The following is a 24,062-nucleotide window of genomic DNA, read 5'->3' as shown; positions in this document are numbered from 1 at the left end:
CGTCGAGCAGGTGGGTGGAACGGTCGTGCGGGCCGTGCGTCGGGAGGGCGTCAGCCCTGCCGGATCAGCCCAGGAGGGCGCGACGCGCGACGGCCGCGGCCATCGCGGCCGCTCCGGCGGGCGTGGGGTGCAGGCCGTCGCCGCTGTCGAAGGCGGGCGCGAGGCGCGCCGGGTCCGCCGGGTCGGCGAGGGCGGACGCCACGTCGGCGACGGCGTCGAACGCGCCGGTGCCCCGGCCCGCCTCCGCGAGCAGCGTCGCGTTGACGACGCGGCGCTCCTCCTCGAGCGCGGGCGTCCAGCGTTGCCAGCCGCCGAACGGCGTGATCGTGGTACCGACCACGCGCAGCCCCTGGTCGCGGGCGCGCAGCACGAGCTGGCGGTATCCCGCGAGGAGCACGGCGGGGTCCGTCTGGCTGGGCGGCTGCTGCAGGTCGTTGACGCCGAGCACCACGAGCAGGGTGCCCACGCCGGGCAGCGCGAGGGCGTCGCGGTCCAGGCGAGCCTGGCCGCTCGGGCCGAACCGCTCGTCGTCGAGCAGCACGCGGTTGCCGCTGATGCCGAGGTTCGCGACTCCGACCGGTCCGCCGCGCTCCGCGAGGCGGCGGGCGAGGTGGTCGGTGAACCGCTGGTCGGCGTCGTCGGGCGTGCCCACGCCCTCGGTGATCGAGTCGCCCAGCACGGCGACGCCAGGCACGCCCGGCCGCTCGACGTCGACGCCCACCAGCAGCACGGCGGAGCGCGTCGTCTCGGCGCCATCGAAGCCGGCGCCCGCGTCGGCGGTGAGGTCGCCGGACCCGACGTAGCCGGTGGCGTGCGTATTGCGGTGGAAGCTCAGGGAGCCGGTAGGGCCGGGCAGATGGACGCTGACCACGAGGTCGCCGGCGTCGGGCACGTCGAGCGCGGCCGGGTCGCTGACGAGCGTCGCGCCCGCCGCCAGGAGCGCGCCGCGCTCGCCGCCGAAGGTGACGGTCGTGACGGTGGCAGGGTCGACCGCCGCGCCCGCCCCGGTGAGCCCCGCCGCGCGCCGCGCGACGGTCACCGCGCCCACCCGCACCGGCGCCGCCGAGAACGTGCCGGCCAGCCGCACCCTCAGCGTGCCCGTGCGACCGCGGCCGCCCGCCGACCCGGCGCTGAGACGCAGCACGTGGCGCACGGTGCGGTCGGTGACACCGCCCAGCACCAGCGGGTCGGTGGCAGTCGGGCGGGTGTGGGCGGTGGTCCACGACGGCACCCAGGTGGTCGTCCTGGCCCGCGCGGCCCCGGTGTCCGCGAGCGCCTCCGCCCCCGCGAGCGCGGTGGCGCGCGGCGCGAGGAGCAGGGCTCCCGTCGTCGCGAGCGCGCCGGCGAGCAGCGAGCGGCGGCCCATGGTCCGGGCGTCGACGGCGCGGTCCCGGGCGGCGGGTGCGGCGCTGGTGGCGGGGTCGGTCGGGTACGTGGTGCCGGTCATGCGTCGTCCTCCGTCTGGTCGAGGATCACGAGCCCCACCAGGACGGGGACGCTCGCGCACAGCAGCAGGGGGCCCGCGGGGACCACGAGCGAGAACACCGGCGTCGCGACGGCGGCGCCCAGCAGGGCCGTGCCGCGCGGCACGGAGCCGAAGGCGAACCACAGCGCGCCGGGCGCCCAGGTGCGGAGGCTCCCTCCGGGCCGGACCGCCGCGACCACCGCGAGCGCCAGGTGGTACGGCACCGCCGCCACCAGCAGCCCGATCGCGAGCATCACGAGCACGACGGCCGCCGGCCCGGTGCGCCCGACGAGGAACGCGACGTCGGCCGCCAGCAGGGCGAGCCCTGCGGTCGACGCGACCCCGTGCCCGAGGAGCGGGCGCAGGTACGTGCCGAAGGCGCGGAAGACGCCGGTGAACGTGCGCCCCTCGCCCTCGGTGCGCCAGGCGCGCAGGGCGTGGCCGGTCGCGGCCAGGGCGGGCAGCCAGGTCACGACGCCGAGGCACAGGATCGCGAACGCCGCCCCCGCCGCCACGGGGTGCGCGAGCCACTCCAGCCAGCCCATGAGGGTCTGTGACCAGCGGCGCGACCGGTCGGGCGCGGCTCCTGGCCGGGCGGCGGCCCGGGTGCCGGGCGCGACGGTCATGCGTCGGCCCCGAGCACGCCCGTGACCTCGTCCTCGCCGTCGAGCAGCACGCGGCCGTCGAGCTCGACCCGCCGTGCCCCGACGACGGCGACCCGGTCGCCCGCGACGAGCACCGCCCGGGCCCGGGCGCGCACGCCGTCGGCCTCGACGACGCCGTCCGGCCCGGCGAGGTACGCGCGCTCCCCGCCGCCCAGGTCCACCCCCACCCCTGCTGTGAGCATGGTTGTGGCCCCATTTCGCGCCGAATCCGGGCCAAAATCATGCTCACAGCGATCCCCGGGGAGCAGGCGGGCGGCCGACGGCGTCGGACGGAAGGCGTCGAACGGCTCGATCGTGGTGACGGCGAGCAGGTCGCGGGAGGCGGAGGGTGTCACGCGCAGCGTGTGCAGCCGCCGCGTGACGACCAGCGACGGCGTGCTCGACGTCGGGTTGGCCTCGACGTCGGTGACGACCTGCTCGGCGCGGACCGCGGCGCCCGGGGTGTGGGTCGTGAGCCACGCGCCCGCGCGGCCGTTGCGCAGCACGCGCCGGACCGCGCCGTCGTCGGCTCCGTCGACGGCGGCGTCACCCGCGCCGGGCACCGTCTCGGCGGGGTGGTCGGCGTGGAGGAGCACCGTCCACTCGCGCGCCTCGGCGGCGCGCCCGCGGTCGACGACCACCGTCCGCCCCGACGGCAGCACGACCAGCGTGCGCTCCAGCGACTCGACGCCCAGCTCGGCCGGGTACATCCGGCCGGTCCGCGCGCGGCCGTGCAGGAAGCCGCCCTCGGCGAGCACGTCGACCATGTCGGCGGTGCGATCCGGCGGGGCGTCGGCGTAGACGTGGTACCGCCCCTCCCCCGCGAAGCCGTGCCCGTCCACGAGCACGAGGTTGTGGTGCCCGGCCCGCTTCGTGTTGGAGTACCCCTCGTCCACCAGCAGCCACGCCCCGCGCGACGCGAGCACGAACGACCCCGCGTCGGGGTGGTGGTGCCCCGCGCTGAGCGTGTCCCAGCCGCGCTCGGCGTCGATCCTCCGCGAGGTGTCCCAGGCGGTGTGCCCGCCGCCGGGCGACGACTTGAACGACACGAGCGTGGCGTCGTCGTCCCACGACGTGCGGTGCACCAGGAGCCCGAGGTCGCGGAACGCCGCCTGGGGCGCGACCGATTCCGCCGGGTCGACGGGCGCCACGGACGCGTCGTACCAGAGCAGCTCGGCCCACGCCTCGGGCAGCACGCCCGGCTTCACGCCGCTCTCGTACGCCTCGCGCCAGAAGAAGCGCTCCGCCACGGTGTCGGCCAGCCACTGCGCCTCGCCGAGGCCGTAGCGCGCCGCGAGGATCCGGTACAGCGCCACGCTGTGCCCGCTGCGGCGGTCGTGGCAGTCGCCGTGGTCCACGATCTCCTCGTAGCCCGGCGCCGCCTGGTGCAGCCGGTAGGAGAAGGTGTGCGCCAGGAACCGGCACCGGTCCCACCAGTCCACGCCCTCGGCGTCCTGCAGCAGGTCGAGGTACGTCGCGAGCCACGGCACCCCGTAGCGCCAGTACACGACGCCCTCCATGTCGGAGCCGTCGGCGGGCAGCACGTCGACGACGGTCGACATCGCCGCCTTCGCGCGCTCGGTCCACGCCGGCACCCCGAGGGCGTAGCCGACGGTCGCGAGCCCGGTGTGGCAGATCCAGTGGTGGTTCTGCCAGAACGAGCTGCTCCACCAGGAGCCCTCGCCGGCCACCGCGAAGTCGAACAGCCGCCCGCCCTGCAGCTCGAGCTTGGCGCGCAGCTCCTCCCGCCGGTCCGGCTCGAGGTCGTCGCCCAGCCACGAGTACGCCAGCGACAGCCCGTGCAGCAGCCATCCGGCGTCGAGGTCGTGGTCGGGCAGGTGCGCTCGCCCCCAGTGCTCGAACGACACCGCCGCGGAGATCCACCGCCACGCCTCGTCGAGGTAGTGCCGCTGCCCCGTGAGCCGGTACGCGAGCGCGAGGTTCGCGGCCGCCGGCCCCAGGTACGTGATGCTCGCGAGCGGGTGCTCGGCCGGGGGCGCGGTGCGCCGGTACAGGTCGCACTGCTCGGCCAGGCGCCGCCACTGCGGGGCGAGGTCGCCGTCGAGCCGGGAGCGCAGGTCCGCCAGGCAGTCCGCGTCGAGCAGCAGCATCCGGGGCGGGTCGTCGGCCGACGCCGCGGTCGTGACGGTCGCGGTCGTGTCGGTCATGGCGTCATCTCCGCCGGGAGCCGGTGCGCCTCGACGGCGCCGTCGGCGCGGTGCACCCGCACCTCGGCACCGTCGTCCGCGAGCTCGACGCGCGCCACGTCGGCACCCCCGCCGCGCACCGCGGCGTCCGCCTGGAACACCGACACCCACGTCGCGGACGTGGTCCCCTCGGCGGCCCAGTCGACGTGCGCGCGCTCGCGCTGCGGGTCGACCGCGGGGCCGGGGCCCGGCCGGACGGCGGCCCGCACCGGCACCGCGCCGTCCGGGCCGACGGCGACCGCGGCGTGCACTCCGTCGAGCGCCTCCGCCCCGCGCCAGGTGGTCCGCACGACGTCCCCGTCGACGCGCACCCCGAGCGGCACGTCCGGCCGCAGGCCGAGAGCCAGGCGGCGGGGGCGGTCGGCGGACGCGTGCGCGACGTCGAGCAGGTAGCCGTCACCGAGCACGACGTGCCGCACCGCGCGGGCGCCGTCGAACCAGGACGCCTCGTCGCCGCGGACCTCGACCGTCACCGACCGCTCGTCCCGGGCGACCAGGCGCCCGGTCGCCTCGGCCGGGTCCTCGTCGTCCACCCGCACCACCGGGTGCGCGGCCGCGGACGCGTAGTGCGCCCGCCAGGCCGAGTGCCCGTACGGCACCTGGCCGGGGTCGGGCTGCCACGGCGTCTCCCGCCCGTACAGCGCGAGCGAGAGCTTGTCGTGGTGGCCGTGGCCCGCGCCGTGCGGCCCGTGGTCCAGCACGGCGTGGATCCCCGCCCCGCGCAGGACGACGATCCCCACCTCCTCGTCCACGCTCACCGCGGCGCGGGGCGCCCGGTCGACGACGAGCGGCGGCCCGGCGAACCAGCCGCCCGTCCCGTCGCCCCGACCCGCCCACGGCATCGCGCGCAGCTCGTCCTCGAGCCCGTCGGGGCCGCCGTCCGGCCCCGGGTGCTGCCCGGACCCGGGCCCGTGGACCGCCGCGGCCTCGTCCCGCGCCCGCGCGGCGACCGCGTCCAGCCCGGCGTCGGCGACGAAGCCGTCGGCGAGCGCGGCCAGCTCGGTCCACTCCAGCCCGAGGGCGGGGCGTACCGACGGTCCGTCGTGGACCGACGGCAGGATGCCGCCGTCCGTGGCCAGGCCGGCCAGCACGTCGATCATCGCGACCAGCCGGCCGCGGGCCTCGGCGGGCAGCTCCGCCGGGTCCGTCCCCCGCAGGGAGAGCAGGTAGGCCCGCACGACGAAGCCGTGGTAGTACGTGCTCGCCTCCCACTCCCAGCCGCCGGGGGTGCTCGCGGCGAGCGCGTGGGCGAGCTGCCCGTGCTCCCCCGCGAGCCACTCGTCGTCCCCGACGGCGGTCGCGCCCTGCGACCGGCGCACGAGCGCGGCGGCGCGGCTGCACACCCGGCCCGCGGCGTTGAGCCACGCGGTGTAGTTCGACGTGAAGCGCCCGTCGGCCACCAACCGCGCCCGAGCCGCCCGCGCGGCCTCCGCCGTGGCGTCGAGCAGCCCGAGGACGGGCTGCAGGTCCGCCGCGCGCTCCGGGTCGGCCTCGGCCAGCGACCACACCGCGTGCCCGATCGACACCGACCAGATCGCGTCGGTGAGCGCTTGGTGGAACAGCCGCCCGCGGAGCATCCAGTCCTGCGCCCGCTCGTGCTCGCCCCCGCCCGCGACCTCGGCGTAGACCTCGGCGTACCCCACGAGCAGGGACACCGCCTCGGCCCGCGCCGCCTCGTCCCCCGTGCGCGCCGCCCGGTGGGCGAGCACCCGGGCACGGCGGGCCCAGGCCTGGTGGCTGAGCACCAGCCACGCGCCGCGCACGAGGTCGGTGTCCACGACGCAGCCGTGTGGGCAGCGCACGCCGCCCGCGGGCGGCACCGGCCCGGGGATCCCGTCGTGCAGGAGCTCCGTCCCGTGCGTCGGGCAGACGAAGTCGTGCCACCAGCCGCCGCGCTCGCGCGGCAGCCCGGCCGCGGGGGCGTCCGTGGTCACGGGGGCGAGGGAGGTCATCGCGGCCAGGTCCCCCCGTCGATGTCGAGGGTGGTCCCGGTGATGTACGACGCCTCGCGCGAGGCCAGGTACTGCACCGCGGCGGCGACGTCCTCGACCGTGCCCGGACGCCCGACGGGCGTGCCCGCCACCATCTTCTGCTGCGCCTCGGCCGTGCTGAACGTGCCGTGGAACGCCGTGTCCGCGATGTACCCCGGGGCGACGGCGTTCACCGTGACGCCCTGCGGCCCGAGCTCCTTGGCGAGGCCCTTGACGAAGCCGCGCACGGCCGCCTTCGACGCCGCGTAGACGACGGACCCCGGCCCGCCACCGTTGTGGGCCGCGAGGGAGGACACGGCGACGATCCGCGCCCGGTCGGACTCCAGCAGGTGCGGGATCGCCGCCCGGCAGGTGCGGAAGGTGGCGCCGAGGTTGACGTCCACGACCGCCTGGTAGTGGTCGTCGCTCATCTCGGCCACCGGCACGCGACCCACCAGGTGCCCCGCGTTGCACACCACGGCGTCGAGCCCGCCCAGGAACGCGACCGCGTCGGCGACCAGCCGGTCGACGTCCGCGGTCGACGTCATGTCGGCCTGCAGCGCGACCGCCTTGCGGCCGAGCGCCTCGACGTCGGCCACGGTCCGGGCGGCCGCGTCGGCGGAGCTGCCGTAGTGGACCACGACGTCGGCCCCCGCGGCCGCCAGCCCCAGCGCGACGCCGCGGCCGATGCCGTGCCCCGCTCCCGTGACGAGCACCCGTGCGTCCGTCATGTCCATCGTCATCTGCTGTCCTCTCTGTCCGACGGACGGCGCGCTGCCGCCCGTCACTTGATGCCCGCGTTCGCGAAGCCGCGGACGAAGTACTTCTGCCCGAGGAGGAAGAGCGCCACCATCGGCAAGGTCGCCAGCGTGGTGCCGGCCATGAGGAACGCCCATTGCGTGTCGTTCTCGGTGCGGAAGACCGAGAGCCCGACCTGGATGACACGCATCGAGTCCGTGCGCGTCACGAGCAGCGGCCACAAGAAGTTGTTCCAGGAGCTCTCGAACGTCAGGAGCGCCACCGTGATGAACGCCGGCTTGACCAGCGGCGTCATGATCCGGCCCCAGATGCCGAGCTCGCTCACGCCGTCGAGGCGCGCGGCCTCCTCCAGCTCCACCGGAAGGTCCAGGTAGAACTGCCGGAACAGGAACACCGCGAAGGGCGTCACCGCGCCGGGGACGATGAGGGCCCACCAGGTGTCCAGCCAGCCGGTGCCGCCCTGCCCGAGGATGTCGTTGCCGCCGAACAGCGGCATGAACCGCACGATGAGGAACTCGGGGATGATCTTCGTGTAGGTGGGGATCATCAGCGCCGCGACGAACCCGAGGAACACGAGCTCGGAGCCGCGGAAGCGCAGCCGGGCCAGCGCGTAGCCCGCCATCGAGGCGATCAGGAGGTTGATGGCCGTGTGGCTCACCGCGATGACCAGGCTGTTGCGGGCGTAGGTGAGGAACGGTGCCGCAGCGAGCGCGTCGGCGTAGTTGCTCCAGGCCCACTCGGTGGGCAGGAACGTGGGCGGGCTCGCGGCGATGTCCGTCGGCGTCTTCAGCGACGTCAGCACCATCCACACGAACGGCACCACCATGACCGCCGCGATGACGCTCAGGATCACGTAGAGGGCGGCCCGGGAGAGCCGGCGGCGCGAGGCCGGCGAGCGGCCGACGACGTCGAGCGTCGTGCGCGGCGAGGTCGCGGTGAGATCAATGCCGGCCACTGTCGCCTCCGTTGAGCCGTCGGTTCGCGAGGGTCAGGAGCAGCAGGAAGACGAACAGGATGATCGACTGGGCGCACGCGTAGCCGACGCGGAACTCCCGGAACGCCGACTTGTAGATCTCGTACGTCATCATCGTGGTCGTGTTCGCCGGACCGCCGTCCGTGAGGATGTAGATGAGGTCGAACGCCTGGAAGGCGGAGATGACCGAGGTGACGAAGACGAAGAACGTGGCCGGCTTGAGCAGCGGCAGCGTGATGCTGAAGAACTGCCGCGTCTTCGAGGCCCCGTCCACCGACGCCGCCTCGTACACGTCCTTCGGCAGCGACTGCAGCGCGGCCAGGTAGATGAGCATCTTCAGGCCGATGCCCTGCCAGATGCCGACGGCGATGACCGAAGGCATCGCCCACGTCGTCGACGACAACCAGTTCTGCGCCGGGATCCCGAAGAAGCCGAGCACGGCGTTCAGCAGGCCGCTGCGCGGGTCGTAGATCCACAGCCACACCAGCGCGACGGCGATGGTCGCGGTCACCTGCGGGATGAACACGGCGGTGCGGAACAGCGCCCGGGCGCGCAGCTGCGTGTCGAGCATCAGCGCGATGAGCAGCGCGATCCCCATCGCGACCGGCACGGTGAAGAACGCGTAGACCAGCGTGTTGACCATGCCGCGGCGGAACACCGGGTCGGACAGCGCGTCCACGTAGTTCTGGATCCCGTTGAACCGCGGCTGCGTGAGCACGTCGTAGTCGGTGAACGACAGCACGAACGCCGCGATCACGGGGATGCCGATCCAGATCAGCGCGTGCAGGAACGCCGGCGCCACCATGAGCATGCCGGCGCGGCGCCGGGCCGCCCCCGCCCGCCGGCGCCGGGGCGCGGGCGAGCGGGACGGGGTGGCGGGTGGTGCGCTCACGTCGCGCGGCGCAGAGACGACGGCCACGACGACCCCCTCTTCCTCGGTGTGACGGACACGGTCATGGGACGGGCCGGGTCACAGGCGGGCGATCGCGTCGTTCGCGATGCCGGCGAGCTGGTCGATGGCCTGCTGGGCGGACTGCTGCCCGACGATCGCCGTCTCGAGGGTCGGCTTGATCTTCTCCCGGATCTCCATCCAGGCCGGGGTGCCGCCCTCGGACCGCGCCTTGTCGAGGTTGTTGATGGCGAACTCGACCATCGGGTTGCTCTTGACGTAGTCGCTGTCCTTGAGGTCGAGGATCGCCGGGACCGAGCCGCGCTGCTCGCTCGCCACCAGGACCGCGTCGGGCGAGCCCATGAACTCCACCAGGGCACGGGCGGCGGCGGGGTTCTTGGACGTCGCCGACTGGGAGACCATCGTGCCGCCCTGCAGCATCGCCGGCGTGGTGTTGCCGAGCACGAACGTGCCGATCTTGTCGACCAGCTCGGGGCTCTGCTGCTGCAGCTGCACGTACAGCGAGTTGTTGGTCATCATGATTGCCGACGTGCCCTGCTGGAGGGTGGTGGGCTGCCCGGCCTCGGTGGTGAGGGCGAAGTCGGCCGAGCCGTCGGCCACCATGTCGAGGAAGAGCTGCAGGGAGGCCACGCCCTCGGGGCTGTCGAAGAGGACCTCGCGCCCGTCCGCCGAGAACAGCTCGCCGGAGTTGCCGAACAGGAACGTCTCCCAGCACTGGCGCAGGTCGATGGAGAACGGGTCGAAGCCGACCCGTGTCACCGTGCCGCCGTCGCGGACCGTGAGCTCCTTGGCGATCTCCCGCAGCTCGGCCCAGTCCTTGGGCGTGTCGGTGATGCCGGCCTCTTCGAAGAAGTCCTTGCGGTACGCCACGATGCGGGTGTCGAGCACCATCGGCAGGGCGTAGAGCTGGCCGTCGAACCGGGACGGCTCCAGCACCCGCTCCTCGTACGTGTAGCGGGTGGCGAGCGACTCCGGGAGCGGCGCGATCGCGTTCTTGTAGGCGAACGGCGGGATCCAGCCGACGCCGAGCGTGACGACGTCCGGCATGAGCCCGCTGGCGAGACCGGTGGTGATCTTCTCGTTGAGCGACCCGTAGTCGGTGTAGTCCACCGTCACGTTGACGTCCGGGTACTTCTCGTTGAACTGCTTCAGCAGGTTGCCCTCGAGGGTCTCCTTGCCCGTCGTTCCCTCGAAGAGGGCGCACAGGAAGGTGATGTCGCCGGCGACCGGGCCGGTGGGGTCGGCGGCGGGTGACGTCGCCCCGTTCGTCGTGGAGCATCCCGCCACGACGGTCGCGGTCCCGAGGCCCATGGCCGTGAGAAAGCTGCGACGGCTGAGTTCCATGACTTGCCCTTTCGATCGGCACTGATCTCATGAAGGCGATGCCCGGCAGTCTGCGACGACTCCGGTGTAACGATGCACCGACCATAGAGGCGCGGGTGGCCAGCGTCAAGCGCCTGAGAATGCCCTATGATCGGCCCTATACAGTCCATCGATGCACTGGACGGATGGGCTGAACCCGGACGCTGGAGGAGGCCGCGCGAGCGCATGGCTGGAATCACGATCCTGGACGTCGCCCGCGCTGCCGGCGTGTCAACGAGCACGGTCTCGAACCTCCTCAACGGGCGGACCGGCCGCATGCTGCCCGAGACCCGCGAGCGCGTGGAGTCCACCATCCGCGAGCTCGGGTACCGACCCAACCGCGCCGCACGGCAGCTGCGCACCGGCAAGCCGCAGGTCATCGGCCTCGTCGTGCCGTCCGTCGGGAACCCGTACTGGGGCGCGCTGGCGCGACACCTCGAGGCGGCCGCACTCACCGAGGGCTACCACGTGCTGCTGTGCAACTCGGAGCGCGACCCCGACCGTGAGCGCCAGTACGTGGACGAGCTGGTCTCGGACGGCATCCGCGGCATCGTGCTGTGCTCGTCGCTCCCGTCCCTCGAGCACGTCGCGGGGCCGCTCGAGGACGGCCTGCGGCTCGTCGCGTTCGACCGGACGGCCCAGGCCGACGACCCGTCCAGCCTCGTCAACGTGAGCGTCGACAACTCGATCGGCGGCGAGCTCATGGGCGACCACCTCGTCGGGCTGGGTCATCGCCGGGTGGCGTTCGTGTCGGGCGCGATCCGGTCGGTCAACCGCACGGAGCGCTTCCAGGGCTTCCTGCGCGCGCTCGAACGCGCCGGCATCGCGCGTCCGGACGTCGTCACGTGGCCCGGCAGCAGCGCGGACAGCACCTTCGGCGACGTCGAGGCCGCGGAGCTCGGCCGCGTGGCGGCGACGGAGCTCCTCGCCGGCCCGAACCCGCCGTCGGCCATCTTCGCCGTCAACGACATGACGGCGATCGGCGTCTGTCGTGCCGTGCGGGACGCCGGGTTCGAGGTCGGTCCGGACATCTCCGTGGCGGGCTTCGACGACATCGTGCTGGCCGAGCTCTACTCGCCGCGTCTCACCACCGTCCGCCAGCCCATGAAGGAGATGGCGACGGCCGCGTTCCAGGCGCTGCACGACCCGGGGGACGGCGACCGCCTGCCCGGCGCGACCTCGCTGCTCTTCCGGCCCGAGCTCGTGGTGCGCGACTCGACGGCGCCCCCGCCCGGCTGACCGGCCGGAGACGGCCCTCAGGCCGCGTGCCGGGCCAGGATCGCGGCGGCGTCGGTGCCGCGCGGCAGCACGCCGTACCCGTGGCCGCGGCCGACGCCGAGCCGAGCGGCGACGAACGCGTCGGCGCTGGCGGACGGCGCGTGCCGCACCATGAGCGACGCCTGCAGGCCGACGGCCAGCGACTCGACGACCCGCCGCGCCGACGCCTGCCGCTCGGCGTCGTCGGCCGCGGCCACAGAGGCGAGCAAGCCGCGGGTCGCGGCGACGTGCGCGTCGAGCACCGGGTGGGCTCCGGCCGTGGTCGCGAGCTCGGCGTCGAGGGCCGCCCACGAGTCCGGCTCCCGGGTCATCGCCCGCAGCACGTCGAGCGCGATGACGTTGCCCGACCCCTCCCAGATCGCCATCACCGGCTGCTCCCGGTAGCGCCGGGCCAGCGGGAACGCCTCCGTGTACCCGTTGCCGCCCAGGCATTCCATCGCCTCGTACGCGTGCTGCGGCCCGCGCTTGCACACCCAGTACTTCGCCGCCGCCGTCGCGAGGCGCCGGAACGCCCGTTCGGGCTCGGCACCGCTGTCGTGCGCGGCCGCGAGGCGCATCGACGTGAGCGTCGCCGCCTCGGACTCGAGCGCGAGGTCGGCGAGCACCGCCGTCATCGCCGGCTGGTCGACCAGCCGGGCGCCGAACGCCGACCGGTGCCGCGCGTGCCACAGCGCCTCGGCGACGCCCTGCCGCATCCCGGCGGCGCTGCCGTGCACGCAGTCGAGGCGGGTGCGCTGCACCATCTCGATGATGGTGCGCACGCCGCGCCCCGGCTCCCCGACGAGGTGCCCGACGGTGCCGTCCAGCTCGATCTCGCCCGACGCGTTGGAGCGGTTGCCCAGCTTGTCCTTGAGCCGCTGGATCCGGAACGTGTTGCGCGTGCCGTCCTCGAGCACGCGCGGCACGAGGAAGCACGACGGCGTCCTCGCGGCCCCGTCGGGCGCGCCCGGCTCGGCGTGCGCGAGCACGAGGAACGCGTCGGACATCGGCGCCGAACAGAACCACTTGTGCCCCGTGAGCAGGTACGTCCCGTCGTCGCCCGCCCCGGCCGGCACCGCGCGGGTCGTGTTCGCCCGCACGTCGCTGCCGCCCTGCTTCTCGGTCATCGCCATGCCGACAAGCGCGCCGGGCTTGGAGCCGGGCGCCGCGAGGGCGCCGTCGTACCCCGTCGACAGCAGGCGCGGCTCCCAGAGCGCCGCGAGGCGGGGCGCGTGACGGAGGCTCGGCACGGCGGCGTGCGTCATCGACACCGGGCACCCGTGCCCGGGCTCCACCTGCCCGAAGAGGGAGAACACCGCGCCGCGGACGACGTTCGCGCCCGGGCGCGGGTCGGCCCAGGCGCTCGTGTGCGCGCCACGGGCGACGGCGGCGGCGATCACCTCGTGGTAGGCCGGGTGGTACTCGACCTCGTCGACGCGGCGGCCCCGCCGGTCGTGCGTGCGCAGCTCGGGCTCATGAGTGTTCGCGAGCTCCGAGGCGCGCTGGAACGCCGCGCTGCCGACGTGCGCCCCGGTCTCGACGAGCCGCTCCTCGCCCCAGGCTCCGCCGAAGGCGTGCACGGCGTCGCGCAGCACCGGGAAGTCCAGGTACTCGTTGACGTCCACGCGCTCCGGGGGCTGGTTGGTCACGTCGTGCGTGCGGTGACCCCGAGGCGTGACCGGCCCCTCGTCGTCGACGGTGTCGGTGGTCATGTCATCGACCCTCCGGGCTCCTCGCCGGTCAGGAGTACGCGCCCTGCCAGACCGTGTCGAACGGCGTGCTGGCGGCCACGCGAGCCTCGATGCCGCGGGTGACCATGTCCTTCGCGACCTGGACGGCGGCGGGCACGGTGGCGCCCTTGGCCAGCTCGGCCGTGATCGCGGCGGCGAACGTGCAGCCGGCGCCCGAGACGCGCTCCTCGCCGACCTTGGGCGCGGCGAAGACGGTGACCTCGTCGCCGTCGAACAGCACGTCGACGGCGTCGGGGCCGGGCAGCTCGACACCACCCTTCGCGACGACGTAGCGCGGCCCGCGCCCGGTGTCGAGGCGGGCGTGGATGCGGCGCGCCGCCTCCGCCAGCTCCTCCACGGAGGTGATGTCGTCCATGCCGGCGAGGGTCTTCGCCTCGAACAGGTTCGGGGTGACGACGGTGGCGAGGGGCAGGACACGCTCGCGCAGCGCGGTGTCGGTGTCGAGGGCGGCGCCGGGCTCCTGCCCCTTGCAGATCAGCACCGGGTCGAGCACGACGTGCCGCCACGGCTGCGCCTCGAGCGAGCGGGCGACGACGTCGATGGTCGCGGGCGTGCCGAGCATGCCGACCTTCACGACGTCCAGCGCGTGCGTCGCCGTGGCGGCCTCGACCTGGTCCGCGATGACCTGCGGGTCGACCGGGACGAACCGGTGGCCCCAGTCGCGCTTGGGGTCGAAGGAGACGATGCAGGTCAGCGTGCCGACACCGTAGGCACCGAGCTGCTGGAAGGTCTTGAGGTCGGCCTGGATCCCGGCCCCACCCGTGGCCTCGGAACCGGCGATGACGTACGCGAGCGGCGGCGTGGTGCTCATGACGGCACAGCCTACGACCGTCGCAGCCACCACGGGTCCGACGTCGGGGCCGCTGAGACGCTCCGCCAACCCGGAACCGGCGTACCGTGAAGGAGCGAGGCGCGTGGGACGGGTGCGCCGGGCACCGAGAGACCGTGGTGGGGCGACCAGCACGGCGGGCTCGCGAACGGCGACGGACGCCGGGAGACGGTTCTCATGGCGATCTCGAGATACCTCCACGAGTGCGCGTCGCGTGCCGCCGGGGTCCTCGGCGACGACATCGAGGCCAGCATCACGATGCGCCAGCACGGCGTCACGCTCCGCGCCGGGAGCAGCGCGCCGAACGCCGCCCGGTGCGACCAGGCCGAGGCCTGGGCCGACGACGGACCCTGTGTCGAGGCGATGATCACCGGTGCCCTCCGGACCGTGCCGTCGGTCGCCGACGAGATCCGGTGGTCCACGTGGCAGGAGCAGACGTCGCGTGAGGGGTTCACCAGGGCGATCGCACTCCCCGCGCAGGTCTCGCCGGACATCATGATCGCGCTCAACCTCTACTCCAGCGCCACCGGCGAGTGGGAGGCGCAGCTCGTGCACGCCGCCGAGTCCTACGCCCGTCTGATCGCCTCGGCCGTCCGTCTGCAGCTGCAGTTCGCGGACCTCGACGACTATGCCGCGGCGCTCTATCGCGACATGTCGGACGCGACCGTCCTGGAGCGTGCCGTGGGCGCCGTGATGCAGACCAACGGCTGCACGGAGCAGGAGGCGAGGAAGTTCCTCCACTCGGCATCGGTCGAGCATCCACCGGGGGGCCGCGAGATCGCCGAGATCATCCTCCGCTCGCTCGTCGTGGGCATGGACGGCGACATCGTCGACGACCCGAGCGCGGAGCGCTGACCCGCGGGGCGGCCCCACCTCGCGGGCTCGCCCATCGGTGGAAGACTGGTCGGGACGAGGGGGTGGCGAGCACGTGGACGCGTCGAAGCTGCTTGGGCTGCTGGCCGGCACCCTGGCGCACCTCGACGCAGACATGCCGCTGGCGTCCCGCCTCTGCCGGGCCTGCGTCGAGATCGTCGGGGCGCAGAGCGGCGCGCTGACGGTCACCACCCCGTCGGGCGAGCGCATGGTGGTGAGCACCTCGGGCGGCGTGTCGGAGCAGATCGAGGACCTCCAGGAGGTGCTCGGCGAGGGGCCGGGTCAGCTCGCCCTGGACGAGGCCCGGGTCGTGGTCACCCGGATCGACGGCGACACCGCCAGCACGTTCCCGGTCTTCTCCCAGATGGTCTCGTCCGTCAGCGGCCCGGCCACGGTCTACGCCGTGCCGATGCGCGTCGGGCAGCGCGTCGTGGGGGTGCTCAGCCTGTACGTCACGACGGACGGGCTGGCCCGTGACCTGGAGGACCTCCAGTTCCTCGCCGACGCCGTCGGAACCTCGTTGCTGGGCGACCTCGAGTCCCTCGACTGGTCCGACAGGGCCCGGATCCACCAGGCCACCGGGATGGTGACCGCGCAGCTGAAGATCCCGCCCCCCGACGCGCTGGCGGTCCTCCGGGCGCACGCGTTCGCCCGTTCGTCGACGCTGCAGGACGTCGCCGACGAGGTCCTGGCACGCCGGATGGCCTTCACCCACGACGACATCACCGTCGACGAGAACGAACGAACCGAGGACTCATGACCCGCACGCCTGCAGACTCGCTCGCCGACGCAGCGGGAACACTCCTGCACGATCACGACGTCGCAGACCTGCTCCTCCGGCTGACGCAGGACGCCATGCGCTTCGCCGGCGGCGACGCCGCCGGAGTCCTCGTCCGCCTGGCAGCCGGCCCCTTCGAGGTGCTGTCCGCCACCTCGCACACGGCGACGCACCTGGAGCTCTACCAGACGCACCGACAGGAAGGGCCGTGCGTCGACGTCCTCGACACGCACCGGCTGGTGGCGGTGTCCGGCCCCGAGGCGATCGTGGCGCGCTGGCCGGCCGTCGGGCCGGCCATCGTCGAGGCAGGGTTCGCGTCCGTGCACGCGTTCCCGCTCGTCTGGCAGGGCGGAGCGTTCGGCGGGCTGAACGTCTTCGCGGCCAGCGACCGCGGTCTGGACGCGGGCACCATCCGGACGACGCAGGGGCTCGCGGACATGCTGACTCTCGCCATCGTCCAACCGGACCGGCTGCGCCCGGAGGACGTCGACCGTCGTCTCGCCCGGGCCCTGGACGCCCGGGTCGTGGTCGAGCAGGCCAAGGGCGCTCTCGCGCACCAGCTCGGGATCGACGTGGCGCGGGCGTACGACGTGCTGATGGAGCGCTCTGTACGCGCCGGCACGCCGCTCACCCACACGGCGCGAGCCGTGCTCGAGGAGGCTCAGCTGGGCTGAGCCGCGTCGGTGCCGGCCCGTAGGGTGGGCGGCATGAGCGTGAAGATCGGGGCGCACGTCGGGCTTCAGGACGCGGTAGCGGAGGCGAAGGAGATCGGGGCGGAGGTCGTGCAGGTGTTCCTGTCCGACCCGCAGGCGTGGAAGGTGCCACCGCTCGAGTACGCCGGCGGCGCGGAGGCGTTCCGCGAGGAGACGGCGTCGGCGGGCCTCCACGTGTACGTGCACGCGCCGTACGTCATCAACGTGGCCTCGACCAACAACCGCATCCGCATCCCGAGCCGCAAGCTGCTGCAGCAGATCATGTCCGGCGCCGAGGCGATCGGCGCCAGGGGCGTCGTGGTGCACGGCGGGCACGTGACGGCCAACGACGACCCCGCGGTCGGCTTCGACAACTGGCGCAAGGCGATCGACGCGCTCGAGTCGGACGTCCCGGTGCTGATCGAGAACACCGCCGGCGGGGACTTCTCGATGGCGCGACGGCTCGAGCGCATCGAGCAGCTCTGGGCGGCGGTGATGCAGGCGAACGGTGCCGAGAACGTCGGCTTCACGCTCGACACGTGCCACGCCTGGGCGGGCGGCATCGACCTCGCCACCGCCGTCGAGGACATCCGCGCCATCACCGGCCGCATCGACCTCGTGCACGCCAACGACTCGCGTGACACGGCGGGCTCCGGTGCCGACCGGCACGCCCACTTCGGCGACGGGAACATCCCGCCCGAGCTGCTCGTCGGGGTGATCGCCGCGGCCGGCGCCCCGGTCGTCTGCGAGACGCACGGCGACATGGGCCCGGACATCGCCTGGCTGCGGGAGCGCCTCGCGGCCTGACGGGTCCCCTCGACAGGCTGCGGGCGCAAGCGCGCCCGACGCTGGCCTGTGGACGACGCCCGACGCCGAGCGCGCCAGGCCGCCAGGCTGGCCGCATGACCACCGCACCGGCCGCCGAGCGGCCGCCCGCTGCCGACCCCGACCGATACCGCCGCATCGACCCGCACTGGACTCCACCTGGGGATCCGGACCTCGACCCTGACCTCGACGACGCCGAGGGCGGGCTCGGGGCCCCGCGGCGCCGACGACGCCGGGCCCCGCGGCTGACGGAGGACGGGCTCGCCCTCGTCGCCGCCGGCGCCGTCCGCTACGAGTCCGCCCGCCGGGACATGTCGCAGCAGGACCTCGCGATGGCGCTCGGACGGTCTCGCTCGGCCGTCTCCGCCCGTTTCACGGGACAGGTTCCCTGGTCGCTGGACGAGATCGGGAAGATCGCGGTGCTCTACGGCTGCCGCGTGGCCGACCTGCTCGCCGAGGCTCCCCGGTCCACCAGCCCCTGGTGAGCGACCGGGCCTCCGCCAGCTCTCGCGACGCTCTCCCCCTCGCTCGGTCTGCGCCACCTCGTTCGCTCGGCGGCGCGCGCTCGTCCTTGCCGAGGACGTTGTCCTTTCGAGCCCTGTCATCCAGGCAGGAACCGTGTCGCACGAGCGGGTCCCAGTTCGCGTCGGCGGGACGTGATCGGGTATCGGCACCGAGGCCACCTGAAGCGGAGGGAATCCCGCAGAGCGAATCTGTCCGGCCGAGCGGGATTCGGGCCTGCCCAGGGCGCAGGACTCCGGCCGGGCCGACAGGGCCCGAAATGACAACGTCTTCGGCGAGGCACTGGCACGGGCACGATTGCGCGGAGGCTCACCACGACCGCTGGCGCGCCCAGGAAGCACCCCCGGGCCACGAGAGCGCGGTGTCAGGTGGCGGCGAGACCGGCGTCGTGCACGACGATCGCCGCCTGCACGCGGTTGGCGGCGTCGAGCTTGGTGAGGATGCGCGACACGTGGGTCTTGACCGTCGGGACGCTCATGAACAGCTCGGCGGCGATCTCGGCGTTGGACAGGCCCCGCCCGACGGCGAGCGCCACCTCGCGCTCCCGGTCGGTGAGCGTCGCGATCAGCGCCACGGCGCGCCGCTTTCCGTCCGGCGCGGAGTCCCGGGTGACGGCGGTGATGAGCTGCTGGGCGACGCGCGGGGAGAGCGTCGGCTCGCCGGCCGCGGCGGCCTGCACCGCGGCGACCAGCCGGTCGGGCGGTGTGTCCTTGAGCAGGAACCCCGCCGCGCCGGCGCGCAGGGCCTCGAGGATCATGTCGTCGGTGTCGAACGTCGTGAGCACGATGACGCGCACCGCGGCGGACCCGGCGGGCCGGGACGCGCCCCCGGCGACGAGGCGGCGGGTCGCCTCGATGCCGTCGAGGCGCGGCATGCGGATGTCCATGAGCACCACGTCGGGCCGCTCGCGCGCGACGACGTCGAGGGCCTCGAGCCCGTCCCCCGCCTCGGCGACGACCTCCAGTCCCGGCCCGCCCCCGAGGATCAGCCGCAGGCCCGAGCGCACCAGCGGGTCGTCGTCGACGAGCACCACCCTCGTCGCGCCGTCGTGGCCGGTCGTGCCCCCGCTGTCGCTCATGGCGCCCACGGTAGCCAGGCCTCCAGCACGAACTCGCCGTCCGACCGCCCGTACTCCAGGCGACCGCCGCTCAGCTCCGCCCGCTCGGTGAGCCCCAGCAGGCCGAGGCTGGACGACGGCGGGGCCGGACCGACCTCGGGGCCGACGGTCCGCACGGGGTTCCGCACGCTCAGGGCGAGGCCCTCGCCCGGCGCCCCGTCGACGACCACCGTCACCGGCGCCCACGGGGCGTGCTTGCGCGCGTTCGTCAGGCCCTCCTGCACGATGCGGTAGGCGTGTCGGCTCACCGAGTCGGCGAGCTCGTCCAGCCGGTCCGTTCGCCGGTCCAGGCGTACCTCGACGCCGCTTGCCCGCGCCTGGCCGAGCAGCTCGTCGAGGTCGCCGAGCGTCGGCTGGGGCGGCTCCGGCCTCCGCGCCCCGCCGGCCGCCACGTCCCCGTCCGAACCTCCCGAGCCCGTCGAGCCGTCGGCGGCCGAGCCTGCGCCGTCCTGAGCCTGCCGAAGGGTCGAGACCTCCGTCTCCCGCAGCACCCCCAGCACCTCGCGCAGCTCGACGAGCGCGGCGTGCGCGTTGGTCTGCACGACGGCGGCCGTCTCGGCGATCTTCTCGGGCGGCAGGTCCGTGCGGTACGCGAGCGCCCCGGCGTGCATCGCGACGAGCGACATCCGGTGGGCGAGGACGTCGTGCATCTCCCGCGCGATCCGCGCCCGCTCCGTGGAGCGCGCCTGCGCGACGCGGCTCGCCTGCTCGCGCTCCGCCGTCTCGGCCCGCTCGCGCAGGGAGACGAGGTGCTCGCGCCGCAGGCCGATGTATGCCCCGATCCACACCAGCAGCGCGAAACCGAGCGCGCCGGCGACGAGGTCCACCACCCAGTCGTAGGCACCAGGGTCGGCGTAGGGGTGCAGGACGCCGAAGGCCCACGACGCCGCGACGGAGACCACCACGGCGACGCCGATCTTCCACCAGCGGCGATGCGTGGCGAGCGAGACGATCGCGACCACCTGGGCGCCGGTGACCAGGATCGACACCGACGACGCCGCCCCCAGCACGAGGGCCACGGTCAGCGGCGCGCGACGCCGCAGCAGGAGCAGCGGCAGCCCGAGCACCCCCACCAGCAGGTCCAGCGCCGCCTGGGCGTCCGTGACGGTCCGCTGCCCGGTGTCGACCTCCCAGGCGACGAACGCGAGGCCGACGAACCCGATCGCCGCCGCGGCGAGGATGCGCCACGTCTCGCCCCACGCACGGCGGGCACGGGAGGGTCGGTCGGGGGTCACGGGCACGGCCCGAGCCTAGGCAGCCGCGGGCCGCCGGGCATCCGCCGAGGGTCTGCACGGCGTCATCCGAAGGACGGACCCGAACCATCCCCTCGCCCGACGCGCCCGCCACCGCACGCGCGGGAACGTGGAGCCATGATCACCGTGGAGCACCTCACCAAGAGATACGGGCCCGCCGCGGCCGTGGACGACGTGTCGTTCACCGTCGAACCCGGCCACGTCACCGGCTTCCTCGGCCCCAACGGCGCGGGGAAGTCCACGACCATGCGCATGGTGTGCGGCCTGACGCCCGCGACGTCGGGCAGCGCCCGCGTGCTCGGCAAGCCGTTCGCCGCGCTCACCAACCCCGGGCGACGGGTCGGGGTCCTGCTCGACGCCGGCGCCCAGCACTCGGGCCGCACCGGCCGCGAGGTCCTCACCCTCGCCGCGCTGATGACCGGCGTCGACCGGTCGCGCGTCGACGCCACCCTCGACCTCGTGGGCCTCACCGAGCGCGAGGCCGCCCGCCGCGTCGGCCAGTACTCCCTGGGGATGCGCCAGCGGCTCGGCATCGCGAACGCGCTCCTCGGCGACCCGGAGGTCCTGATCCTCGACGAGCCGGCCAACGGGCTCGACCCGGCCGGCATCCGGTGGATGCGCGACCTCCTGCACGACTTCGCCTCCCGTGGCGGCACGGTGCTGCTCTCCAGCCACCTGCTGCGCGAGATGGAGGCGGTCGCCGACCGGCTCGTCGTCATCGGCCGCGGCCGGATCGTCGCGCAGGGTCACCAGGACGAGCTGCTGCGGCAGGCCGGCACCTTCGCCCGGTCCACCGACGACGCCGCGCTGGCACGCGCGCTGCGCCAGGGCGGCGTCGGCGTCCAGGAGCTCGTCACGGGCGGCCTCGCGATCGAGGCCGAGCCGCTCGACGTCGGGCGCGCCGCCGCCGCCGCGGGCGTGGTGCTCGCCGAGCTGCGCGCCGCCGACTCCCGGGGACTCGAGGACCTCTTCCTCGAGCTCACCGCGGACGACGCCCGCGAGACCGTCCGAGAGGAGGTGGCGGCATGACCGCGACATCGTCGTCCGGCCTCGCCCCGTCGGTCGAGCCTGTCGAGACCACCTCGCCGGTCAAGCCTGTCGAGACCCTCCCTGTCCGCCCCGTCACCTTCGCGACGCTCACGCTCGTCGAGTGGCGCAAGCAGCTCGACACCCGCGCCGGCCGGTGGATGCTGGCCGTCATCGCGATCATCACCGCCGCCGTGCTCGCGGTGATGGCGGCCGTGAACGGGGGCGACCACTCGTTCGGCGCCTTCCTGGTCGCCACGACCACGCCGATGGCGATGCTCCTGCCCATCGTGGGTGTGCTCGCCGCGACGTCCGAATGGTCGCAGCGCACCGCCCTCGTGACGTTCACCCTGGAGCCGCGGCGTACCCGCGTCGGCCTCGCGAAGGTGGTCGGCGCGATCGGGTCCGGACTTGCCCTCCTCGTCGTGGCCGTCGGGCTCGCCGCCCTCGCGCACCTGGTGGTCGTCACGTTCCGCGACGCGACCCCGGCGTGGGACGTCGCCGCAGCCGACGTCGGGGGCCTCGCGCTCACCGTCGTGCTGTTCATGGCGCAGGGCGTCGGCTTCGGCCTGCTGCTGCGCAGCACGCCCGCCGCCATCGTGACCCTGCTGCTCCTGCCCACGCTGTTCAGCATCGTCGGGAGCCTCATCTCCGGTATGGCCGACGTGCTGCCCTGGGTGGACCTCAGCACCGCGACCGAGCCGCTGCTCTTCGGCGCCGCGCTCGACGGCGCGGCCTGGGCGCACCTCGGCACCGCCGCGCTGATCTGGGTGGTCGCCCCGCTCGCCGGCGGGCTGTGGCGCGTGGCCCGCAGCGAGATCACGTCGTCCTGACCTCAGACCGGCACCGCCGGTCGAGCCTGCGCCGTCCTGAGCCTGTCGAAGGGTCGAGACCCGATCCGTGGTCTCGACAGGCTCGACCGACGGATGACGTCAGTTTCCGTCGAGGTGCCCACGCATCTCGACGGCGATCTGGTCGGCGTCGAGCTGCTCGAGCGCGCGGCTCAGCAGCTCGGAGTCGTACGTCCCGACGGCGCGGGCATCGAGGAGCGCCTTGCGCTGCGCCGCGATCGTGACGAGCCGCAGCTCGAAGAACTGGCGGCTGAGCTCCTCGGGGGTCGCCTCCTCCTCCGCCATGTCGTTCTGCTCGCGCACGACGACCTCCCGGACGCGCTCGACGACGTACGGCGCGTAGGGGAACCCGTTCCTGCGACGCAGGTCGGGGTCGTCGAGCAGCTCCCGCGCCGTGCCGTCGACGATCTCGCGCAGCCCCTGGGTCCCCTCGACGAGCCGGGACGACGTCACCCCCGCCAGGCCGAGGCGCCGCACCACCCACGGCAACGTGCCGCCCTGGACGAGCAGCGACCCGGCGGCGACACCGAACGCCACGAGGACCACCAGCGACCGCTGCGGGAAGCTGGCCGGGAGGGTCTGCGCCGCCGCGAGCGTCACGACGCCGCGCATCCCCGCCCAGACCAGCACGACCCCCTCCTTGGGCCCGAGCGGCGCGGCGAGCAGGTAGTCGACGTCGGCGACCCGGCGCGCGAACCGGCGCCGGAGGTCCGTGACGCGCGCCGTCCTGCGCTCGTGCATCCGTTCGCGCTGGTCCTCCGACGGCGGCTGCTTCCTCCGCTTCGCGGCCTCGAGCCTGCGGCGGTACCGCTCCTCGTGCCGTCCCCGTCGGCGCGCGTCTCCGACCCCCTGCGGGCCCACCCCGCGCATCGACGCCATCATCGCGGTCGAAGCCTCGGGCGTGAGGATTCCCTTGGCGTCGGCGAACGCGTCGAGCGTCGCCGCGATCCGCTCGGAGTTCTGGTCCAGCGTCTCGCGGATCTGCCCGGCCCGCTCCCGCTTGCGCGCGAGGTAGCGCAGCAGCGGCAGCACGAAGAGCGCCCGCACGACGACGATCCCCGCGGCACCCAGGGCCGCCACGCCCACGGCGAGCCAGAGCGACCCGTGCGCGAGGCGCACGTCCTCGACCAGGTCGAAGACCTGGAGCCCCATCGCGAGGAAGACACCGCCCTCGAGCAGGGTCTCGATGGTGCGCCAGTTCATCCGCTCCGCCACCCGGTCCTGGGGGCGCAGGTGCTTGGCCGACAGCGTGCTCGTCACGAGCCCCGCGGCGACCGACGCGACGATCCCCGAGGCGTCGAGCTCCTCCGCCGGCAGGTACGCCGCGAACGGCACGACGAACGAGATCGCCGTGGACAGGGCCGCGTGCTTGACGTGGGTGCGTGCCCACAGCCCGAGCCGCCCCACGATCATGCCGACGACGGCCGCGATCAGCACCGCCTTGAAGAAGTCCCCGACCACGCCCCACAGGCTCACGCTCGCCGCGGTGGCCGCGATGGCCGCGATGGCCGAGCGGAGCAGCACCAGCGACGTCGCGTCGTTGAGCAGCCCCTCGCCGTCGAGCATCACGACCACGCGCCGGGGCGCGCCGAGCTTCTTGATGATCGACGTGGCCACCGCGTCCGTAGGGCTGACGATCGCCCCGAGCGCGATCCCCGCCGCGAGGTCGATGCCGGGGATCACCCAGGAGAAGACGAACCCCATCACCACGGCGGAGATCACCACGAGCAGCACGGACATCCCGCTGATCGCCGTGAAGTCGCGCCGGAAGTCCATCGACGGGAACGAGGCCGCGGAGCCGTAGAGCAGCGCCGGCAGCACCCCCGCGAGGATCACCTCGGGGTCGATCTCGATCGCGGCCACGAACGGCAGGAAGCTGACGCCCACGCCGAGCAGCAGCAGGACCAGGGGCGCCGCGACCCCCGCCCGGGGCGCGAGCGCCGTGACCCCGATGACGACGACCGCGGACGCCACCGCGATGAGGAGCACGTCCATGCC

At 74.1% G+C, this 24,062-nt stretch carries 21 protein-coding genes; 8 read left to right on the top strand and 13 right to left on the bottom strand.

What is annotated here, in order from left to right; all coding sequences use genetic code 11:
- Positions 1-64: 64 nt before the first annotated feature.
- Genes ABD254_RS10920 through ABD254_RS10885 form a run of 8 tightly spaced genes read right to left on the bottom strand, consistent with a single transcriptional unit; the run spans position 65 to position 10,272 of the window.
- Entirely contained in the window at positions 65-1,447 is a 1,383-nt protein-coding gene (locus ABD254_RS10920; RefSeq protein WP_344248380.1) for a GDSL-type esterase/lipase family protein, read from the bottom strand.
- On the bottom strand, positions 1,444-2,091 hold the full coding sequence (locus ABD254_RS10915) for a YesL family protein (protein WP_344248379.1): 648 nt from the start codon (positions 2,089-2,091) through the stop codon (positions 1,444-1,446). The genes ABD254_RS10920 and ABD254_RS10915 overlap by 4 nt, the downstream gene beginning before the upstream one ends.
- Positions 2,088-4,277 (bottom strand): heparinase II/III family protein, encoded by a 2,190-nt coding sequence (locus ABD254_RS10910; protein WP_344248378.1) that lies wholly within the window; start codon positions 4,275-4,277, stop codon positions 2,088-2,090. The genes ABD254_RS10915 and ABD254_RS10910 overlap by 4 nt, the downstream gene beginning before the upstream one ends.
- Positions 4,274-6,268 (bottom strand): heparinase II/III domain-containing protein, encoded by a 1,995-nt coding sequence (locus ABD254_RS10905; protein WP_344248377.1) that lies wholly within the window; start codon positions 6,266-6,268, stop codon positions 4,274-4,276. The genes ABD254_RS10910 and ABD254_RS10905 overlap by 4 nt, the downstream gene beginning before the upstream one ends.
- Positions 6,265-7,029: an SDR family NAD(P)-dependent oxidoreductase gene (locus ABD254_RS10900; RefSeq protein WP_344248376.1), complete on the bottom strand. Its 765-nt coding sequence runs from the start codon at positions 7,027-7,029 to the stop codon at positions 6,265-6,267. The genes ABD254_RS10905 and ABD254_RS10900 overlap by 4 nt, the downstream gene beginning before the upstream one ends.
- Positions 7,030-7,070: 41 nt before the next feature.
- The gene (locus ABD254_RS10895) at positions 7,071-8,000 is read right to left on the bottom strand and encodes a carbohydrate ABC transporter permease (protein ID WP_344248375.1); all 930 of its coding nucleotides are present in this window, start codon (positions 7,998-8,000) and stop codon (positions 7,071-7,073) included.
- Positions 7,987-8,937 (bottom strand): carbohydrate ABC transporter permease, encoded by a 951-nt coding sequence (locus ABD254_RS10890; RefSeq protein ID WP_344248374.1) that lies wholly within the window; start codon positions 8,935-8,937, stop codon positions 7,987-7,989. Before ABD254_RS10890 ends, ABD254_RS10895 begins: the two co-directional genes overlap by 14 nt.
- A gap of 51 nt (positions 8,938-8,988) precedes the next feature.
- Entirely contained in the window at positions 8,989-10,272 is a 1,284-nt protein-coding gene (locus ABD254_RS10885) for an ABC transporter substrate-binding protein (RefSeq protein ID WP_344248373.1), read from the bottom strand.
- Positions 10,273-10,476: 204 nt separating this feature from the next.
- Here ABD254_RS10885 and ABD254_RS10880 point away from each other — a divergent pair, with 204 nt between their 5' ends.
- Positions 10,477-11,529 carry a LacI family DNA-binding transcriptional regulator gene (locus tag ABD254_RS10880; RefSeq protein ID WP_344248372.1) on the top strand — a complete coding sequence of 351 codons (1,053 nt, stop codon included), beginning with the start codon at positions 10,477-10,479 and terminating at the stop codon, positions 11,527-11,529.
- A gap of 17 nt (positions 11,530-11,546) precedes the next feature.
- On the opposite strand, the gene ABD254_RS10875 is transcribed toward ABD254_RS10880, so the two are convergent.
- Positions 11,547-13,259 carry an acyl-CoA dehydrogenase family protein gene (locus tag ABD254_RS10875; RefSeq protein WP_344248371.1) on the bottom strand — a complete coding sequence of 571 codons (1,713 nt, stop codon included), beginning with the start codon at positions 13,257-13,259 and terminating at the stop codon, positions 11,547-11,549.
- Positions 13,260-13,287: 28 nt separating this feature from the next.
- Positions 13,288-14,109 carry a hydroxymethylpyrimidine/phosphomethylpyrimidine kinase gene (locus ABD254_RS10870; RefSeq protein ID WP_344248370.1) on the bottom strand — a complete coding sequence of 274 codons (822 nt, stop codon included), beginning with the start codon at positions 14,107-14,109 and terminating at the stop codon, positions 13,288-13,290.
- Positions 14,110-14,304: 195 nt separating this feature from the next.
- On the opposite strand from ABD254_RS10870, the gene ABD254_RS10865 reads away from it, so the two are divergent.
- The 5 genes from ABD254_RS10865 (at position 14,305) to ABD254_RS10845 (ending at position 17,780) form a co-directional block, all read left to right on the top strand.
- Positions 14,305-14,982, top strand: a complete 678-nt coding sequence (locus tag ABD254_RS10865; RefSeq protein ID WP_344248369.1) for an ANTAR domain-containing protein — start codon at positions 14,305-14,307, stop codon at positions 14,980-14,982.
- Between the two features lie 73 nt (positions 14,983-15,055).
- Complete coding sequence (locus ABD254_RS10860; protein ID WP_344248368.1) at positions 15,056-15,760, top strand: GAF and ANTAR domain-containing protein; 705 nt, start codon at positions 15,056-15,058, stop codon at positions 15,758-15,760.
- Entirely contained in the window at positions 15,757-16,452 is a 696-nt protein-coding gene (locus ABD254_RS10855; RefSeq protein WP_344248367.1) for a GAF and ANTAR domain-containing protein, read from the top strand. The genes ABD254_RS10860 and ABD254_RS10855 overlap by 4 nt, the downstream gene beginning before the upstream one ends.
- Before the next feature lie 33 nt (positions 16,453-16,485).
- The gene (locus ABD254_RS10850; RefSeq protein WP_344248366.1) at positions 16,486-17,277 is read left to right on the top strand and encodes a deoxyribonuclease IV; all 792 of its coding nucleotides are present in this window, start codon (positions 16,486-16,488) and stop codon (positions 17,275-17,277) included.
- Between the two features lie 95 nt (positions 17,278-17,372).
- The gene (locus ABD254_RS10845; RefSeq protein ID WP_344248365.1) at positions 17,373-17,780 is read left to right on the top strand and encodes a helix-turn-helix transcriptional regulator; all 408 of its coding nucleotides are present in this window, start codon (positions 17,373-17,375) and stop codon (positions 17,778-17,780) included.
- Positions 17,781-18,181: 401 nt separating this feature from the next.
- Here ABD254_RS10845 and ABD254_RS10840 read toward each other — a convergent pair whose 3' ends face one another.
- Both ABD254_RS10840 and ABD254_RS10835 read right to left on the bottom strand, forming a co-directional pair.
- On the bottom strand, positions 18,182-18,895 hold the full coding sequence (locus ABD254_RS10840; protein WP_344248364.1) for a response regulator: 714 nt from the start codon (positions 18,893-18,895) through the stop codon (positions 18,182-18,184).
- Positions 18,892-20,175, bottom strand: coding sequence for a sensor histidine kinase (locus ABD254_RS10835; protein ID WP_344248363.1), 1,284 nt, complete (start codon positions 20,173-20,175; stop codon positions 18,892-18,894). Before ABD254_RS10835 ends, ABD254_RS10840 begins: the two co-directional genes overlap by 4 nt.
- A gap of 129 nt (positions 20,176-20,304) precedes the next feature.
- On the opposite strand from ABD254_RS10835, the gene ABD254_RS10830 reads away from it, so the two are divergent.
- Together ABD254_RS10830 and ABD254_RS10825 are read left to right on the top strand one after the other, a co-directional pair.
- Complete coding sequence (locus ABD254_RS10830; RefSeq protein WP_344248362.1) at positions 20,305-21,216, top strand: ABC transporter ATP-binding protein; 912 nt, start codon at positions 20,305-20,307, stop codon at positions 21,214-21,216.
- Positions 21,213-22,046, top strand: coding sequence for an ABC transporter permease (locus ABD254_RS10825; RefSeq protein ID WP_344248361.1), 834 nt, complete (start codon positions 21,213-21,215; stop codon positions 22,044-22,046). The genes ABD254_RS10830 and ABD254_RS10825 overlap by 4 nt, the downstream gene beginning before the upstream one ends.
- Before the next feature lie 99 nt (positions 22,047-22,145).
- On the opposite strand, the gene ABD254_RS10820 is transcribed toward ABD254_RS10825, so the two are convergent.
- Positions 22,146-24,059, bottom strand: a complete 1,914-nt coding sequence (locus ABD254_RS10820) for a cation:proton antiporter (protein WP_344248360.1) — start codon at positions 24,057-24,059, stop codon at positions 22,146-22,148.
- Between the last annotated feature and the right edge of the window lie 3 nt (positions 24,060-24,062).

Origin of the sequence: Isoptericola hypogeus (genome assembly GCF_039531145.1) — a bacterium.
Taxonomy (GTDB): domain Bacteria; phylum Actinomycetota; class Actinomycetes; order Actinomycetales; family Cellulomonadaceae; genus Isoptericola; species Isoptericola hypogeus.
Note: the sequence above shows the minus strand (reverse complement) of the source record. Positions and strands in the feature narration are given on the sequence as shown.

What these genes read in the sequence shown, in the direction of transcription:
- ABD254_RS10920 (WP_344248380.1), bottom strand. Translation starts at nt 1,447, where the DNA reads ATGACCGGCACCACGTACCCGACCGACCCCGCCACCAGCGCCGCACCC.
- ABD254_RS10915 (WP_344248379.1), bottom strand. Translation starts at nt 2,091, where the DNA reads ATGACCGTCGCGCCCGGCACCCGGGCCGCCGCCCGGCCAGGAGCCGCG.
- ABD254_RS10910 (WP_344248378.1), bottom strand. Translation starts at nt 4,277, where the DNA reads ATGACCGACACGACCGCGACCGTCACGACCGCGGCGTCGGCCGACGAC.
- ABD254_RS10905 (WP_344248377.1), bottom strand. Translation starts at nt 6,268, where the DNA reads ATGACCTCCCTCGCCCCCGTGACCACGGACGCCCCCGCGGCCGGGCTG.
- ABD254_RS10900 (WP_344248376.1), bottom strand. Translation starts at nt 7,029, where the DNA reads ATGACGATGGACATGACGGACGCACGGGTGCTCGTCACGGGAGCGGGG.
- ABD254_RS10885 (WP_344248373.1), bottom strand. Translation starts at nt 10,272, where the DNA reads ATGGAACTCAGCCGTCGCAGCTTTCTCACGGCCATGGGCCTCGGGACC.
- ABD254_RS10880 (WP_344248372.1), top strand. Translation starts at nt 10,477, where the DNA reads ATGGCTGGAATCACGATCCTGGACGTCGCCCGCGCTGCCGGCGTGTCA.
- ABD254_RS10875 (WP_344248371.1), bottom strand. Translation starts at nt 13,259, where the DNA reads ATGACCACCGACACCGTCGACGACGAGGGGCCGGTCACGCCTCGGGGT.
- ABD254_RS10870 (WP_344248370.1), bottom strand. Translation starts at nt 14,109, where the DNA reads ATGAGCACCACGCCGCCGCTCGCGTACGTCATCGCCGGTTCCGAGGCC.
- ABD254_RS10865 (WP_344248369.1), top strand. Translation starts at nt 14,305, where the DNA reads ATGGCGATCTCGAGATACCTCCACGAGTGCGCGTCGCGTGCCGCCGGG.
- ABD254_RS10855 (WP_344248367.1), top strand. Translation starts at nt 15,757, where the DNA reads ATGACCCGCACGCCTGCAGACTCGCTCGCCGACGCAGCGGGAACACTC.
- ABD254_RS10850 (WP_344248366.1), top strand. Translation starts at nt 16,486, where the DNA reads ATGAGCGTGAAGATCGGGGCGCACGTCGGGCTTCAGGACGCGGTAGCG.
- ABD254_RS10845 (WP_344248365.1), top strand. Translation starts at nt 17,373, where the DNA reads ATGACCACCGCACCGGCCGCCGAGCGGCCGCCCGCTGCCGACCCCGAC.
- ABD254_RS10840 (WP_344248364.1), bottom strand. Translation starts at nt 18,895, where the DNA reads ATGAGCGACAGCGGGGGCACGACCGGCCACGACGGCGCGACGAGGGTG.
- ABD254_RS10830 (WP_344248362.1), top strand. Translation starts at nt 20,305, where the DNA reads ATGATCACCGTGGAGCACCTCACCAAGAGATACGGGCCCGCCGCGGCC.
- ABD254_RS10825 (WP_344248361.1), top strand. Translation starts at nt 21,213, where the DNA reads ATGACCGCGACATCGTCGTCCGGCCTCGCCCCGTCGGTCGAGCCTGTC.
- ABD254_RS10820 (WP_344248360.1), bottom strand. Translation starts at nt 24,059, where the DNA reads ATGGACGTGCTCCTCATCGCGGTGGCGTCCGCGGTCGTCGTCATCGGG.